The following is a 16,210-nucleotide window of genomic DNA, read 5'->3' as shown; positions in this document are numbered from 1 at the left end:
TCACCCCCCGCAGCTTTTGCGCCGCACCAGCCGCGTGGGCAAAACGGGCGAGGGCAGGGGGCGGTCCTCGATTTGGGCCAGCAGCGTTTCGATCAGCAAAATGCCCGCTGATTTCAAATCCTGCATCATCGTGGTCAGCGGCGGGTTGGTCATGCCTGCGGCGGGAATATCGTCAAAACCCATCAGCGCCACATCGCCCGGCACCGACAGGCCCGCCTCGGAGAGCGCGCGCATCGCGCCGATGGCGATCAGGTCCGACCCGGCAAAGATCGCATCGAAGCGCACGCCCTGCGCAATCAGCGCGCGCGCGGCCAGATAGCCCGATTCCTCGGTGGTCAGCGCGTCGATCTGCAAATCCGGGTTCACGCTCAGGCCTGCCTGCGCCAATGCCGCCTGAAGCCCATGATAACGGTCGGAAAATTCGGGATAATGCTCATCTGCCTGGCCCAGAAAGGCGATGTCGCGGCGGCCCTGTGCGATCAGATGCGCCCCCGCCATTTGGCCTGCGCCGAAATTGTCGCTGCCCACGGTCGCGCCGATATTGTCGGGCCGCACCGAGCCCCAGCGCACAAAGCGCGTGCCCTGTGCCACCAGCCCCGTCAGGCGCTGTTCGTATTGCGTGTAATCGCCATAGCCCAGCAGGATCAGCCCGTCCGCGCGGTGGCTGTCCTGATAGCGGGTATGCCAGTCGTCCTCCATTTTCTGAAACGAAATCAACAGGTCGAACCCGCGATTGGCGCATTGCCGGGTGATCGAGCCGAGCATCGCCAGAAAGAAGGGATTGATCCGCGAGTCATCCTCGCTGGGCTCTTCAAAAAACAGCAGCGCAATCGTGTTGGCCCGCTGCGAACGCAGCGAGGAGGCGTTTTTGTCGACCGTATAGTTCAACTCGCGGGCAATCGCCTCGATCCGCGCGCGCGTCTCGGCGCTGACCGATCGCGACCCGCGCAGCGCCCGGCTGACCGTGGGCTGGGACACGCCGGCGCGATAGGCGATGTCAAAACTGGTGGGCCTGTTCGACCGTTTTTGCCCCATGATTGCGCGCCCTCCTGACCGGCTCTTGCGTGGCCTTAGAGCATCATTAGCCGATTGCGCATAAAGTGGGTATACGTATGCCATCTTTTGTTCACGGCCATCTGCGCTGTAAACGTCCTCCACGTTGACCGGAACCAAGGGGCAGGGGTGCCCTATGCCGGGACGAAGCCGGCGCGCATGGACCGTTTGTCATCCATGCGCAGCCGGTGTGATCAGGAGAGGAATATCATGAGCTTCCGCAGCTTCAAGGCGGGGCGCCTTGGTGCGTCCGCCGCATGCATCGCCGTGTCTGCCTTCATTTTCCCGGCTCTGGCCATGGCCCAGCAGGCCGCGCCCGAAACGGCGGCCAACGATCAGGGCATCGTAGTCACCGGCATTCGCGCTTCGCTCGATGCCTCGGCCTCGCTCAAGCGCCGTTCGCCGGTGATCGTGGAATCCATTTCGGCCGAAGACATCGGCAAATTGCCCGACGTTTCGATTGCGGACTCGCTGGCCCGTCTGCCCGGCGTCACGGCCCAGCGTCTGGAAGGGCGCGACCAGCGCCTCTCGATCCGCGGCCTTGGCCCCGACTTTGGCACCACGCTGCTCAACGGGCGCGAACAGGTCACCGTGGGCGACAATCGCGGCGTGGAATATGACCAGTATCCGTCCGAATTCTTCAAGAATGTCGTGGTGTACAAGTCCGCCAACGCCGGGCTGATCGCGGCGGGCGTGTCGGGCACGGTGGACCTGCGCATGCTGCGTCCGCTGGCCCAGAAGGACCGCATCATCGCGCTTCAGGTGCGCGGCCAGATGAACGGCATCAAGGCGCTCAACCCGGATTCGGACAACAAGGGCTTCCGCGCCTCGGCCGCCTATGTCGACAAGTTCGCCGACGACAAGTGGGGCATCGCCATCGGCCTGTCGGCCACGCGCGCCCCTTCGCAGAACGAACGCTATAACGCATGGGGTTTCCCCAATGAGGTGGCGGCGGGCGGCGCGCTGTTCCTTGGCGGGGCCAAGCCCTATGTCCAGTCGAACATGCTCAAGCGCTATGGCGGCGTGGTGACGGTCGAATGGGCGCCCAGCGACAATTTTCATTCCACGCTCGACCTGCTCTATTCCAAGTTCAAGGAAACCCAGCACCTGCGCGGCATCGAATTCCCGATTGCCCCGGCATGGGGCTCGGGCGCGACGATACAGCCGGGCTATACCACCACCAACGGTCTGGTCACCAATGCCACGCTGACCGGCGTGCGTGCGGTGCAGCGCAATGACCTGAACGAGCGTTCGGCGGACAATTTCTCGGCCGGGTGGAACGGCGTTTGGACCGTGGCCGAGGATACGCACATCACCCTCGACGCCAGCTACAGCACGGCCAAGCGCACCGACTTCCTGCTCGAAACCTATAGCGGCACCGGATACAATTCGGCGGGCGCCTCCGACACGCTCAAGATCAGCGCCAATCCCAACGGCACCTTCTCGATCAAACCCACGCTGGATTATTCGAACACCGGCCTGTTCGGCATCACCGACCCGCTCGGCTGGGGCTATAACGGCACGACCGCCGTGGTGCAGGCGGGCTTTTTGAACAAGCCCAATTTCAAAGACGACCTGTTGGCCCTGCGCGCCAGCATGGACGGCAAATTCGGCGGCAATAACGTCATTTCCGGCTGGGAAGTGGGCGTGAATTATTCGCGCCGCAAGAAGGTGTCGAACTTCCTCTCCTACTTCCTCTGCCCCAAGGGCGCGGGCACCAACTGCACCGTGTCGAGCGGCACCACCACCTTTGCCCCGGTGCCCAATGCGGCGGTGCTCGGCTCGGTGGCGCTGGATTATCTGGGCGTGCCCAAGATGCTCGCGCTCGATCCGATGTATCTGTATAACAACAGCTTTAACGCCGCCTATGACAATCGCCCCGTCTCGCTGGTGCGCGACAATTCGGTGACCGAAAATGTCATCACCGGCTATGCCATGCTCAAGCTGGACGGCGATGTGGCGGGCAAGCGCCTGACGGGCAGCATCGGCGCGCAGGTGGTGCATACCAATCAGAGCTCGGACGGTTCGATCTCGAACTTCTCGAACGGGACTGTCTCGCTCTATCCGGCCACGGGCGGCGCGAAATACACCAATTTCCTGCCCAGCCTGAACCTGTCGATGGAAATGACGCCTTCGATGTTCGTGAAATTCTCGGCCTCGCATACGATGGTGCGCGCTCGCCTTGACCAGTTGCGCGTCAATCAGGAGTTCAACATCGATCCCACCCGTCTGGGTTCGACCACGCCGGGCCAATCGGTGTTCAGCTCGACCGGCGGCAATGCCCAGCTTCGCCCCTATCACTCGACCAACATCGACCTTTCGCTCGAACGCTATTTCCGCAAGGGCGGCTATGTCTCGGTGGCGGGCTATTACAAGAAGCTGACCCAGTTCGTCGATCCGTCGAACAATTTCATCTATGACTTCTCCTCTGCGCTCAGCAGTCTGACGCCCGCCCAGCGCGCGGCGGTGGGCACCACGCTTGGCACGGTCAATGCGCCTGCCAACACCGGCCATGGCGATGTCAAGGGTGTGGAAGGCACGCTCTCGCTGCCCTTCTCGCTGCTGAGCCCCAAGCTCGACGGCTTCGGCTTCTACGGCAGCCTGTCCTATACCGACAGCACGATCTATCTGGCCAGCAATCCGGGCCAGGCGATCACACTGCCGGGCCTGTCGGACTGGGTGCAGAACGCGGCGCTTTATTATGAAAAGCACGGGTTCCAGGCGCGCGTGAACTATCGCTTCCGCTCGACCTTCCTGGCCGAAGTGGCGGGCCTCTCGGCCAATCCCACCTATCGTCAGGCCAAGGCCGAAGCGATTGTGGACGCCCAGATCGGTTATGAGTTCCAGCCGAGCTCGAAGCTCTACGGCCTCTCGGTCATGCTTCAGGCCAAGAACCTCACCGACCGTCCCTTCATCACCTATCAGAACAATGATGTGCGCCAGCTGATCGACTATCAGCGCTATGGCCGCGACTATTACCTGAGCGTCAGCTACAAGTTCTGATCGCGACAGGACGCGGGCGGGGCGTCATGCTCCGCCCGTCTTTTGCAAGAATATAATAACGGGAATTGCGGGATGAGCCAAAGGCCACAACAGCGCATCGTCATCGTGGGCGGCGGCACGGCAGGCTGGATGACGGCCGCGGCGCTGGGCCATTTTCTCGACGGCGGCTTTGCGGTCGAACTGGTGGAAAGCGACGCGATCGGCACGATCGGCGTGGGCGAGGCCACCATCCCGCACATCAACGTGTTCAACAAGGCGCTGGGCATTGATGAAAAGGCCTTCATGCGTGCCACGCAGGCGACCTATAAACTGGGCATCGCGTTTGACGGCTGGCTGCATCCGGGCCACAGCTATATCCATGCCTTTGGCGATGTGGGCCGCGATGTGGGCCTTTGCGCGTTTCAGCATTTCTGGTCGCGGGGCATGCGGCTGGGCTTTGCGCAAGAAACGGGCGCCTATACGCTCAACAGCGTCGCCGCGCGGGCCGGGCGGATGCATGACGGCGCGCCGATCACCGCCCAGACCGTGCCGACCATGCCCCATGCTTTCCATTTCGACGCGGGGCTCTATGCCGCCTTTCTGCGCGCCCATGCCGAGGCGCGGGGTGTCAAACGCACAGAAGGGACGATCATCGAGGTTTGCCGCGATGGGCTGACCGGCGATGTCGCGATGCTGCGCCTTGCCGATGGGCGCGATGTGGCGGGCGATCTGTTCATCGACTGCTCGGGCCAGCGGGGCCTGTTGATCGGCGAGGCGCTGGGCGGGGCCTATGAGGACTGGCGTCATTGGCTACCCTGCGACCGCGCGATGGCGGTGCAAAGCCCGCGTTTGGTCGATCTGGTGCCTTATACGCGCGCCATCGCCCATCCGGTGGGCTGGCAATGGCGCATCCCCTTGCAGCACCGCACCGGCAATGGTCGGGTTTATTGCAGCGATTTCATTTCCGACGATGCCGTGCATGACGAATTGATCAGCAGCCTTGAAGGCGGCGCGATCACCGCGCCCCGCCCGATCCGTTTCACCACCGGCCGCCGCCGCGAGGCGTGGAAGGCCAATGTCATCGCCATCGGCCTGTCCTCGGGCTTTCTCGAACCGCTGGAATCGACCTCGATCCATCTCATCCAGACCGGCATTGCGCGCCTGCTCAAATTCCTGCCCGGCGGGCCGGTGGCACAGGTCACGCGCGATGCCTTCAACGCCCAGTTCGCCTTTGAAATGGAGCGCATCCGCGACTTCATCATCTTGCATTACTGGGCCAACCGGCGCGAGGAGCCCTTCTGGCAGGCCTGCCGCGCGGCGCCCTTGCCCGACAGCCTGCGCGCCAGGATCGACCTCTTTGCCGCCTCGGGACAGATTTTCCGCGAGGGCGAGGAATTGTTCAGCGAGGTGGGCTGGTTTCAGGTGATGGCCGCACAGGGCATCATCCCGGTCAGCAGCCATGCCATGGCCGAGGCCATATCGGAGGCGGATTTGCGCGAATATCTCGAACTCATTGCGGCGCTTTATACCAGAGAGGCGGGGCACTATGCTTCCCACGCCGACTATATCGCCCGCCATTGCGCTGCCCCCATGGCGCAACAGGTGATGGCATGAGGCGCGCGCTGGATCTGGCTCTGGCCGCGCTGGCGGCGTCCGCCGCGCAAGGGGCGCCGCTCTCCGACCTGCGCGCCCGCCCGCCCGAACAGGACGTGATCTATTTCGTCCTGCCCGACCGTTTCGCCAATGGCGATCCGGCCAATGACACCGGCGGCATCGCGGGCGACCGTCTGACCCATGGTTTCGATCCGGCCGACAAGGGCTTCTATCATGGCGGCGACCTCAAAGGGCTGATTGAAAAGCTCGATTACATTCAGGGGCTGGGCGCCAGTGCGATCTGGGTCGGGCCGATTTTCAAGAACAAGCCGGTGCAAGGGGGCAAGGGCCAGGAAAGCGCGGGCTATCACGGCTATTGGATCACCGATTTCCTGCATGTCGATCCGCATTTCGGGACCGACGCGGATTTCGCCACCTTGGTGGGCGCGGCCCATGCGCGGGGGATGAAGGTCTATATGGACATCATCGTCAACCACACCGCCGATGTCATCCAATACCGGGAGGCGAGCAATACCGCCGCGCCCTATCGTTCCAGGGCCGACTATCCCTTTTCGCGCCGGGGCGGGGTTGCGGGCGCGCCGATCAATGCCGGGTTTGCGGGCGATGATGATGCGCGCCCCGCCAATTGGGCGCATATGACCGATCCGGCCTTTGCCTATACGCCCTATGTCCCGGCGGGCGAGGAAAAGGCGAAGAACCCGGCCTGGCTCAACAATCCCATCTGGTATCACAATCGCGGCGACACCGACTGGAAGGGCGAGAGCGCGCAATATGGTGATTTCGTCGGGCTGGACGATCTGGCCACGGAAAACCCGCGTGTGGTCAAAGGGTTCATCGAGATTTACAGCAGCTGGATCGACCGTTTCGGCATTGACGGCTATCGCATCGACACGGCCAAGCATGTGAACCCGCAATTCTGGCGCGCTTTTGTGCCGGCCATGCAGGCGCGGGCGCGTTTGCGCGGCATCCCCAATTTCCACATCTTTGGCGAAGTGGCGACCGGCGATTATGATCCGGCGCTGCTGGCCGGATGGGTGCATCGCGCGGGGCTGCCGGCGGTGCTGGACTTTGCGTTCATGCGCGCGGCCACCGATGCGGCCAGCGGCAAGACCGGCACGCAGGAACTGGCCCGCATGGTGGATGATGATGCGCTCTATGGACCAAAGGAGGCGCTGCGCCTGCCCACCTTCCTTGGCAATCATGACAATGGCCGCTTTGCCATGACCCTGCGCGAGGCCAAGCCGGGGATCGGGGCGCAGGAATGGCTGGCGCGCGATCTGCTGGGCCATGCCATGCTGCTGACGCTGCGCGGCGCGCCCACGATCTATTATGGCGACGAACAGGGCTTTGCCGGGCGCGGGGGCGACCAATCCTCGCGGCAGGACATGTTTGCCAGCAAGGTGGTCGAATATAATCAGGACGCGCTGGTCGGCACATCTTCGACCACCGCCAACGCCAACTTCACGCCCTCCCATCCGCTCTATCAGGCCATCGCCCGGCTGTCGCAGATCCGCCGCGCCACGCCCGCGCTGTGGGGCGGGCGGACGATCCTGCGCGCCTCGGGCGAGGGGCCGGGCCTGTTTGCCGTCTCGCGCCTTGATCCCACAACCGGGGCCGAGGTGCTGCTGGCCTTCAACACATCGGACCAACCCGTCACCGCGCAGGTGGCCATCGAGAGCGCCACCCGGCGCTTTAAAACCTTGTCCGGCCCATGCCCCGCCGCGCCCGCCGCGCCGGGCAGCGCGACGATCCGGCTGCCCGCCTTTGGCTATGCCATCTGCGCGGCCACTCAATAAGGACCCCGACAATGCCCCCTTTGCAAGACCCATGGTGGCGCGGCGCCACCATCTATCAGATCTATCCGCGCAGCTTTGCCGACAGCAACGGCGATGGCATCGGCGATCTGCCGGGCATTACCGCTCATCTCGATCATATCGCCTCGCTGGGCGTCGACGCCATCTGGATCAGCCCGTTCTTCACCAGCCCGATGGCTGATTTCGGCTATGATGTGGCCGATTACCGCGATGTCGATCCCATTTTCGGCACGCTGGCCGATTTCGATGCCTTGGTGGCGCGGGCGCATGGGCTGGGCCTGAAAGTCATGATCGACATGGTCTTTGCCCATACCAGCGATGCCCATCCATGGTTTGCGCAAAGCCGGGCCAACAAGGCCAACCCCTATGCCGACTGGTATGTCTGGCGCGATGCGAACCCTGACGGCACGCCGCCCAACAATTGGCAATCGGTGTTTGGCGGCCCGGCATGGACATGGGACGCGCGCCGCCAGCAATATTACATGCACCAGTTCCTGAAAGAACAACCGCAGTTGAACGGCCATAATCCAGCGGTGCAGGAGGCGTGCCTTGATGTGCTGCGCTTCTGGCTGGATCGCGGCGTGGACGGGTTCCGGCTCGATGCGCTCAACCATGCGATGTTCGACCCCGGCTTTGCCGACAATCCGCCGGCGCCGGGCCTTTCTGAGGAAGAGGGGGGCAAGCCCCGCACCCGGCCCTATGATTTTCAGGCCAAGGTCAACAGCATGAACCACCCCGATGTGGTCGGCTTTGTCGAACGCATCGCGGCGGTGTGCCATGCGGCGGGGGCGACCTTTACCGTGGCCGAAATCGGCGGCGATGATGCCGATCCGTTGATGAAGGCCTATACGGCGGGCGAAGGGCGGCTTTCGAGCGCCTACAGCTTTGATTTCCTTTATGCCGAGCGCCTGACCGCCGATCTGGTGGCGCGCACGCAGGCGCAGTGGAATGGCACGCCCGACGCCGATGGCCGCGCGCAGGGCTGGCCAAGCTGGGCCTTTGAAAACCACGATGCGCCGCGCCATGTCTCGCGCTGGGTGGGCGCGGAGCATCGCGATGCCTATGCCCGGATGACCATGGCGCTGCTGATGGCGCTGCGCGGCAATGCGTTTCTGTATCAGGGGCAGGAATTGGGTCTGACGCAGGACGATATTCCGTTCCACCTGCTTCAGGATCCCGAAGCCATCGCCAACTGGCCGCTGACGTTGAGCCGTGATGGTGTGCGCACGCCTATGCCGTGGCAGGTGCAGGACGAGCAGGGCGGCTTTACCAAGGGTTCGCCGTGGCTGCCGCTCTCGCCCGCCAACATTGCGCGCGCGGTGGACCGGCAGGAGGCCGATCCGCAGAGCCAGTTGGCCATCACCCGCCAAATCATCGCCCTGCGCCGCGCGCATCGGGCGCTGGCGGTCGGCGCGATGGAGGGGCTGCGCGCCGATGGCGATCTGCTCACCTTCACCCGCCGCGAGGGGGGCGAGGCGATGGCCTGCGCCTTCAACCTTGGCGGCAAAACCATCGCGCATGATGCGCGCGAGGGCGAGATCATCTTGGCACTGAACGGTGCGGATGCGCGGCAATTGCCGCCTTATGCCGCCCGCTTCGTCCTCCTTGCCTAAAACCCCTTTTCCCCCGGAGACGACCTATATGGCCCGCTCGTTTGCTCCTCTTGCCGCCTTTTTGCTGACCGCCACCTCTGCCTATGCCCAGACCGCGCCCGCCAGCTATTCGGCAACCTCGCCCGATGGCACCATCGCCATTGCCGTCACCACCGACAGCGACCAGCGCGTGCGCTATGCCATCACCCGGCGGGGCAAGGCGCTGATCGCGCCATCGCTGATGGGCTTTATCCTGACCGATGGTGTCAATATGGTGCGCGGGTGGACCATCACCGGCGCCGACACCGCCAAGGGCGATGACACATGGGAGCAACCTTGGGGCGAGCGCCGCTATGTGCGCGACCATTACAATGAGCTTACCCTCCACCTGCGCCAGTCCAAGGAGCAGGGCGAACGGCTGATGGACGTGCGTTTCCGCATTTTCGACAATGGCGTGGGCTTTCGTTATGAAATGCCCAAGCAGGCCGCGATGACGACGATGCACATCGCCGATGAAGTGACCGAATTCGACATTGCGCCGCGCGGCACCGCTTGGTGGATCCCCGGCGGCGAATGGAACCGCTATGAACAGGTCTATCAAAAGACCCCGATTGATGGCGTCTCCACCGCGCATACGCCGATCACCATGCGGCTTGACGATGGCACGCATCTGTCCTTCCACGAGGCGGCGCTGGTCGATTATTCGGCCATGTGGTTCAAGCGCGCCGATGGGCAGAAATTCCGCACCACCCTCGCGCCTTCGGGGCAAGGGGCGCGGGTGGTGCGCGATCTGCCGTTCAACACGCCATGGCGCGCGATCCGCATTGCCGATGATGCGGCGGGGCTGGTGGAAAACGACCTTGAGCTGAACCTCAATGAACCCAACAAGATCGGCGATGTAAGCTGGTTCAAGCCGCAAAAATATATCGGCATCTGGTGGGGCATGATCCGGGGCGACTGGACATGGGCCGAAGGGCCAAAGCACGGCGCCACCACGCAGCGCGCCAAGCAATATATCGACTTTGCCGCCAAAAACGGTTTTTCCAGCGTGTTGATCGAGGGTTGGGACAAGGGCTGGAACGGCAATTGGTTGGGCACGGGGGGCGATTTCAGCTTTACCAAGTCCGCCGATGGTTTCGATCTGGAGGCCGTCACCGCCTATGGCCACAAGAAGGGCGTGAACATCATCGGCCACCACGAAACGGGCGGCAATATCGCCAATTACGAGGCCCAGCTTGAGGACGCGATGAAGCTGTACAACCGCCTCGGCGTGCCGGCGGTCAAGACCGGCTATGTGGCGGACGCGGGCGGCATTCAGGCGCCTTGCGGGACTGATCCGGCCAAGATCTGCATGGAATATCACGATGGCCAGCGTCAGGTGCAGCATCACCTGCGCGTGGTGCAGACGGCGGCCCAATATCACATTGCCGTCAACGCGCATGAGCCGGTCAAGGACACCGGCCTGCGCCGCACCTATCCCAACTGGATCGCGCGGGAAGGCGCGCGCGGCATGGAATATAACGCATGGGGCGCCTTCGCCAATGGCCCCAGCCACGAGCCGACGCTGGTTTACACCCGCATGCTGTCCGGCCCGATGGATTTCACGCCGGGCATCCTGAGCCTTGAGGGCGCGAACCATGCGCCGCTCGCCTCGACGCTGGCCAAGCAACTGGGTCTTTATCTGGCGCTCTACTCTCCGATCCAGATGGCGGCCGATTTCATCGAGAGCCTTGAGGCCCACCCGCGCGAACTGGCCTTCATCCGTCAGGTCCCCGCCGATTGGGCGCAGAGCCATCTGATCGCGGGCGCGGTGGGTGAATATGCGATCTTTGCCCGTCAGGATCGCAACAGCCCCGACTGGTATGTCGGCGGGGTCAATGATGCCACGGCGCGCGATGTCGATCTGAAATTCGACTTCCTCGACGCGGGCAAGACCTATACCGCCACGATCTACAAGGACGGCGAGGGCGCGACCTATCTGACCGAGGCGCGGCACAGGATCGCCTACGAAACCCGCAAGGTGGCCAAGGGCGATGTGATCAAGCTGTGGCTGGCGCCGGGCGGGGGCGGGGCAATTCGTCTCACCCCCGCTAAATAACCGGCGTTCCGGTTGACGCGGGCGCGCCACGGGATAGGGAAGGGCGATGAGCCAAAAACCCTGTCCCAACTGGGTCAACTGTCCCAACTGGGTCAACTGGGTCAACTGGGTCAACTGGGCCATCGGGCGCATTGATCCGGATTATACCCGCAGCGCCGATACCCATCTGATCCCGGTGCCGCTGCCGGTTCTGTCGCAAAGATTGGGGCCGGCCGAAAAGCGCTCTTTGACATGTTGAATTATGCGGCGAGGGCTTCGAACTGCTGGGCGACGGACCTATTTCGCCCGTCGTTCCGGGTTTGAGCGGGCCACACCATTTGATTTTTGCGCATCATATGGATGAGTTCGATGCCTTCCAGGATGATCGCAGCGCTGGCCATCGCCTTGAAGCCGAGCATCGGGCGGGTCCGACGCTTGATGCGCCGATGGTCCTGCTCGATGCGGTTGTTCATGTATTGGCTCTGACGGATGATTACCGGCTTGACCCAGGATCGCGTCCGCAACCTGACCTCGCCATGGCAGCGCCGGGCGGCTTCCAGATTTGTCTGGCTGCCGTCGATTGTGACCTGCGACGGCAAGCCATGTCGTTTATATGCGCGCCGGAAAAACCGGCGTGCGTCCTTGAGATTGCGCTTGGCCGAAAACATGAAGTCGACCGTGGCGCCCGCCTTATCGATGGCTCGATACAGATACATCCATTGGCCTTTCACCTTGATATAGGTCTCGTCCATATGCCATCTACCCGAGACCGGCCGCTTACGCCGGTTGAAATTGCTGAGCAATTTCGGCGCATTCCGCAACACCCAACGATGGATCGTGGAATGGTCCACGCTGATCCCGCGCTCGGCGATCATCTCCTCCAGATTCCGAAGGCTCAAGCCGTAACTCAGATACCAGCGTACGCACAGAAGGATCAGCGGCGCATCAAAGTGGCGACCTTTGAACACCCTTTTCTCCCACAATCCCATCACGTTGCGCACAGCCATATAGGAATACCGCAAATTTTGCGACAGAACCGCCGTTCCGGTTCGTCCGCAATCGCAGTCATTCAGCAACCTCACAACCCCAACTCCAATCGCTTCTCCGACTGATTTTCGCGCTGGAAAGGATAGCCCTCGGCCTTGAAGCCCGGCCCCATGCCGCCAGGGACGCGCACAGCATTGTGCCAAAGCCGCTCCTCCTCGCGCTGAACATGCTCGGCGGTTCGGATCTCCCGCCCAGCCACAGGATCGCGAACACCCTTGGGCAGATCAACCTTGCCCACCTTGCCCAAGACCTCCAGCGCCGAGAGCTTCTCGGCGGAATTGCGCAAAGCGGCCCGCTCCAACCTTGGCGCGCTGTCGATGACCAGCCTTGGCTGATCGGCGATGCGCGTCAAGGCCACAGACATGGTGCGCGATGAGGCAAGCCGCGTCTCGGTGCTGTCGATGACGACGATACCGTGCCGCGTGGTCACGCCCTGCGCGGCATAGGCATTGAGCGCATAGGCCAGATCCAGCTTGCGCAAAGCTGGATCATCCAGCGCCAGGGTCAGCCAGTCGATCCCCCGCCAGCGCGATGGTGATCGACTGGCTGTCCAGCGCCTCGACCTGCCCGGCCTGCGCGTTGAGTACGCCCAGCTTGTGATTGTTGGCGCTGAACCGCACCCGGTCGCCTTGATGCAGGGTGATGGTGCGCTCCTCATACACGCTGACCGCATCCTCTTTCAGATTATGCGCCAGCCTGTTGGGGCTGAACGTGATGCGCCCCTGCGCCGTGTCCAGCACCACCTTGTCGCCCTTGCGGTCCACCACGCGCCCCATCGTGCCTTTGTCCAGACCCTGCCGCGGCATGGCGTTGCGGAACTCGATGATCCGCCCGCGCTCATAGGGCTCACGGTGCCGCACCTGCTCACGGGTCAGGTTTACGCGGTCGAGGATCGGGATGGACACACCCTTCTGATCGATCTCGCCACGCGCCTTGAGGACGGCCTGTGCTTGCGTATTCGCCTCGGCGCGCAAGGCCCGCCCTGCGGTGAGCAGCAAGGTCTGCTCCCGCTCCTCGCGCGGCAGGCTGGCCCAGATCGCAACCGCGTAGGAGGCCAAATCGCCCGACGGCACCTCATGCGTGTAGGGATTGAGCAGGCCCATCGCCTTGTGCAGCTCGCCCTGGTCGAGCAGCGGCGCGAGGGTCTTCATGATGCCCGATTGTGCGCGGACGTTGTCGGTAAGCTCAGCCGTGGCGAGGCCTTGGGCCTGCAAATCAGCAAAAGGCTTGCCAGCCTCCACCGCGCCATATTGCCGCGTGTCGCCCACCAGCGCGAGGCGGGCGACATCGGCGCGATGGGCAAGCCGCATCAAATCAGCGGCTTGGCGGCTGCTGAGGGTCGAGGCTTCGTCGACGATGATGACCGCGCCTTTGAGTTCCGCGAGCGCCTTGTCCTGCAACGCCGTCGGCGCATCCGCATTGAGCAAGACTCGGTGCCGCCCAAGGAACGCCGCGACCGAAGATGATGTCACGCCCAGATCCTCGCCCAGCTTGCGGGCAATCTCTGCGCCCACTGCCAACGCCATCACCGCCCGCCCCTGTTCGCCCGCAATCCGCGTGACAGGCTGAAGCATGGTCGACTTGCCCGCGCCTGCCACACCTTGCACGCCGATCACACGATCCTTGGCCTCCAGAATCAAACTGGCGGCAGTCTCCTGCTTGGGAGAAAGGCGCCGCAGCCCCATATCGCGCGCCACCTGCTGGATTTGCGGCGCGGCCAGCCCTTCAACGAGCGGCTTGGCCTGATCCTTCCCATGCGCCCAGAGCGCGATCACCTCCCGCTCCAGCGCCACCGCACCACGCGTGGTCATCATTGCCCCATCAGGATCGGTCAGCAGGATCCGGCGCTCAGCCAGACTGTCGATCCGCGCCTCGATGTCGGCCACCTGCATCGGCCCGCCGAAAGACAGGCTGGCGCGGATCAGGTCAAAGCGGCAGAAGCCCGCCTCGTTCTGGCTGAGATGCCGGACGCCCGAGGCCACCGCCTGCGCTGCGGCATAGTCCTGCGGCGAGAGTCTGCCCGGCCCCTCTGGCACCAGTGGATCCTTCTCGCGCGGGGCCAAACCCATGGCGGCGACAATGGCCTGCCCTCTGGCAGCAATCCCCCTGATACCGTCAACCACCCGATCCCAGATCGTCCCGCCCCGCGCGATTTGCGCCATGGCCGCTTCTCGCAACGGTGCAGGATCAAAGCCAATGGTCGCCGCCCTCTCAGCCCAAGCAACCCGATCCTCCTCGCGCGAGATGCCGGGATCCTTGGCGGCGCGGGTCGAAAGCGCCGCCAGTTCACGCTCGGCCGCCGTGCCGCCGCGCCCACTGGCTTCCAGCGCGGCGGCGATTTCCTCGCGGCGGGTGGAGAAGGCCATGATGTGGTCGCGCGAGATGCCCGCGATCTCGAACTGGCCATAGGCGGGGTTCTGCGCGGGCGTGGTGCGATAGCCCAAGGCCTCAATTCTGGCACGCAGGTCAGCGTTATGGACGGCGGCGATGGTCGCTTGCTGGGCATAGAGCGGATCATTGCGCAGAGCCCGCCAAGCGCCATCGGGCCGCTGGGTAGCATTGGCGATCACGGCATGGATGTTCAGTTGCGGATCGCGATTGCGCGACAGGTCATGGGTAAACAGGCCCGCGACCATGTTGCCCGTCTTCACCGGCTGCTGAGTACCGCTCTTCTCGTCGAAGCGGCGCGCCTCGATCAGATTGCGCTCCACCCAGCCCAGCGTCGCCTTCACGCTGGCCTCGAAGGCCGCCAACAGCCGTTCGTCCCCGCCGACCAGCGCCATCAGCGACACCGACTTGGGCGCAGGGAAGGCCATGTCGAGCCCGGGGCGATGCTCCTGCCCCGAAGGCGTGGTGATGCTGGCGCCATTGGGCAGGCGACCTTCCAGCACCGCCTCGAAGGCGGAGGTGGCAACTGATCCAGTCAGCCCCACTGCCTCGGCGCCGCGCCCGTGCCACTGGCTATGGTCGGCGCCTTCGCCCTCGGTGTAATAGTTGTCATTGGCATAATAGCCCGCCGCACCACTGGCGGAGCTGACCGCGCCGATCGAGATCATGGGTGTTTGCTCCGGTGCTTGGGGGATGTGGTCTCGGGGCGCAGGTCGATGATCTCGGCGGGGTCAGGTTTGGTGGGCACCACCACTTGCCAAGGGTAGCGGTACAGCAGCCCCCAGAAGAGCATCAGCGCCAGCAGCGCACCGGCCAGGATCGCCGCAAATTGCATCGCGAGGCTGTTGGGATCGACCAGTGGCGGCGGGGGCGGCAATTTGGCGAGGGTCTGGACGTTCTGTTCCAGCCGGGCGAGGATATCCTGCATCGCCACCTCGCCGGGCAGGCGGGCAAGCTGCTTGGTCAGCCGATGCTCGAAACCACCGAGGCTGGCATCGACCCGCTCGCCGATCATGTTGGCGAGATGCGCCTCGGCCCCAGCATCCAGCGCGGCGCGTGCGGCAAGCGCCTTGCCGAGCCGTACCTCACGCCGGTCCATGTCGCGCAGCACGCGGTCGAGATCTAAGGCCATCTGCTCCAGGCTGCTCTGGAATTGCGGCGTGGTGAGCAGCAGAGGTTCCGGCGCAACAGGCGGCGGCACCACCACCGCGCCACCAACCTTCCCCTCCGCGCCAATCGCCTCGCGCACCAGCGCGCGCAGCAGTTCGGGACGGTTGATCCCGCGCTGGGCCGCCAACCGGTCGACCTCAGCCAGCAGCGCATCGTCGAAGCTGACGTTGAGTTGCGCCATCAGCGGCCTCCCTTGCGGCTAGGCACAGGAATGGGGGAATTGCGCGATTCTAGGGCCTGTCTAGGCCCATAGGCAGGCAGCCTTCGCGAAATGCAGCGCACGGTATGAAGTCGCCACCGCCTACATAGGGCGGCATAGGCGGCATCAACATGCTGATTTACAGCACTTTCATTGCCTAGATCCAAGGCTACCCAGTAGCGTGGTGTGTGCCTGATTTGCCTTACACCGCCGCTCTCAACAGGGGGGGGCTTGGAGAGCAGTGAGCAGAATCTGGCCCTTGTGGGGTAGGTAT

At 63.7% G+C, this 16,210-nt stretch carries 11 protein-coding genes; 6 read left to right on the top strand and 5 right to left on the bottom strand.

Annotation, left to right across the window (positions count from 1 at the left end; all coding sequences use genetic code 11):
* The gene (locus AC2S2E_RS03560) at positions 1 to 1,035 is read right to left on the bottom strand and encodes a LacI family DNA-binding transcriptional regulator (RefSeq protein WP_486523724.1); all 1,035 of its coding nucleotides are present in this window, start codon (positions 1,033 to 1,035) and stop codon (positions 1 to 3) included.
* Between the two features lie 228 nt (positions 1,036 to 1,263).
* Here AC2S2E_RS03560 and AC2S2E_RS03555 point away from each other — a divergent pair, with 228 nt between their 5' ends.
* The 6 genes from AC2S2E_RS03555 to AC2S2E_RS03530 all read left to right on the top strand — a co-directional run bounded on the left by AC2S2E_RS03555 (position 1,264) and on the right by AC2S2E_RS03530 (position 11,391).
* A complete protein-coding gene (locus AC2S2E_RS03555; protein WP_486523723.1) occupies positions 1,264 to 4,056 on the top strand; it encodes a TonB-dependent receptor in 2,793 nt (930 codons plus the stop codon).
* A gap of 72 nt (positions 4,057 to 4,128) precedes the next feature.
* Entirely contained in the window at positions 4,129 to 5,649 is a 1,521-nt protein-coding gene (locus AC2S2E_RS03550) for a tryptophan halogenase family protein (protein WP_486523722.1), read from the top strand.
* On the top strand, positions 5,646 to 7,445 hold the full coding sequence (locus tag AC2S2E_RS03545) for an alpha-amylase family glycosyl hydrolase (protein ID WP_486523721.1): 1,800 nt from the start codon (positions 5,646 to 5,648) through the stop codon (positions 7,443 to 7,445). The genes AC2S2E_RS03550 and AC2S2E_RS03545 overlap by 4 nt, the downstream gene beginning before the upstream one ends.
* 11 nt (positions 7,446 to 7,456) lie before the next feature.
* Positions 7,457 to 9,076 (top strand): alpha-amylase family glycosyl hydrolase, encoded by a 1,620-nt coding sequence (locus AC2S2E_RS03540; RefSeq protein WP_486523720.1) that lies wholly within the window; start codon positions 7,457 to 7,459, stop codon positions 9,074 to 9,076.
* Between the two features lie 28 nt (positions 9,077 to 9,104).
* Positions 9,105 to 11,153, top strand: coding sequence for a glycoside hydrolase family 97 protein (locus AC2S2E_RS03535; protein ID WP_486523719.1), 2,049 nt, complete (start codon positions 9,105 to 9,107; stop codon positions 11,151 to 11,153).
* Positions 11,154 to 11,199: 46 nt separating this feature from the next.
* The gene (locus AC2S2E_RS03530) at positions 11,200 to 11,391 is read left to right on the top strand and encodes a hypothetical protein (RefSeq protein WP_486523718.1); all 192 of its coding nucleotides are present in this window, start codon (positions 11,200 to 11,202) and stop codon (positions 11,389 to 11,391) included.
* A gap of 1 nt (position 11,392) precedes the next feature.
* Here the strand turns inward: AC2S2E_RS03530 and AC2S2E_RS03525 are convergent, their stop codons facing one another.
* From AC2S2E_RS03525 to AC2S2E_RS03510, 4 genes are all read right to left on the bottom strand, one after another.
* Complete coding sequence (locus AC2S2E_RS03525) at positions 11,393 to 12,121, bottom strand: IS6 family transposase (protein WP_486524540.1); 729 nt, start codon at positions 12,119 to 12,121, stop codon at positions 11,393 to 11,395.
* Between the two features lie 89 nt (positions 12,122 to 12,210).
* Positions 12,211 to 12,660 (bottom strand): hypothetical protein, encoded by a 450-nt coding sequence (locus tag AC2S2E_RS03520; protein ID WP_486523717.1) that lies wholly within the window; start codon positions 12,658 to 12,660, stop codon positions 12,211 to 12,213.
* Positions 12,661 to 12,667: 7 nt separating this feature from the next.
* A complete protein-coding gene (mobF, locus tag AC2S2E_RS03515; protein WP_486523716.1) occupies positions 12,668 to 15,235 on the bottom strand; it encodes a MobF family relaxase in 2,568 nt (855 codons plus the stop codon).
* The gene (locus AC2S2E_RS03510) at positions 15,232 to 15,918 is read right to left on the bottom strand and encodes a CopG family ribbon-helix-helix protein (protein WP_486523715.1); all 687 of its coding nucleotides are present in this window, start codon (positions 15,916 to 15,918) and stop codon (positions 15,232 to 15,234) included. The genes mobF and AC2S2E_RS03510 overlap by 4 nt, the downstream gene beginning before the upstream one ends.
* Positions 15,919 to 16,210 lie beyond the last annotated feature (292 nt).

This window comes from Novosphingobium sp. 550D, from assembly GCF_057401885.1.
Note: the sequence above shows the minus strand (reverse complement) of the source record. Positions and strands in the feature narration are given on the sequence as shown.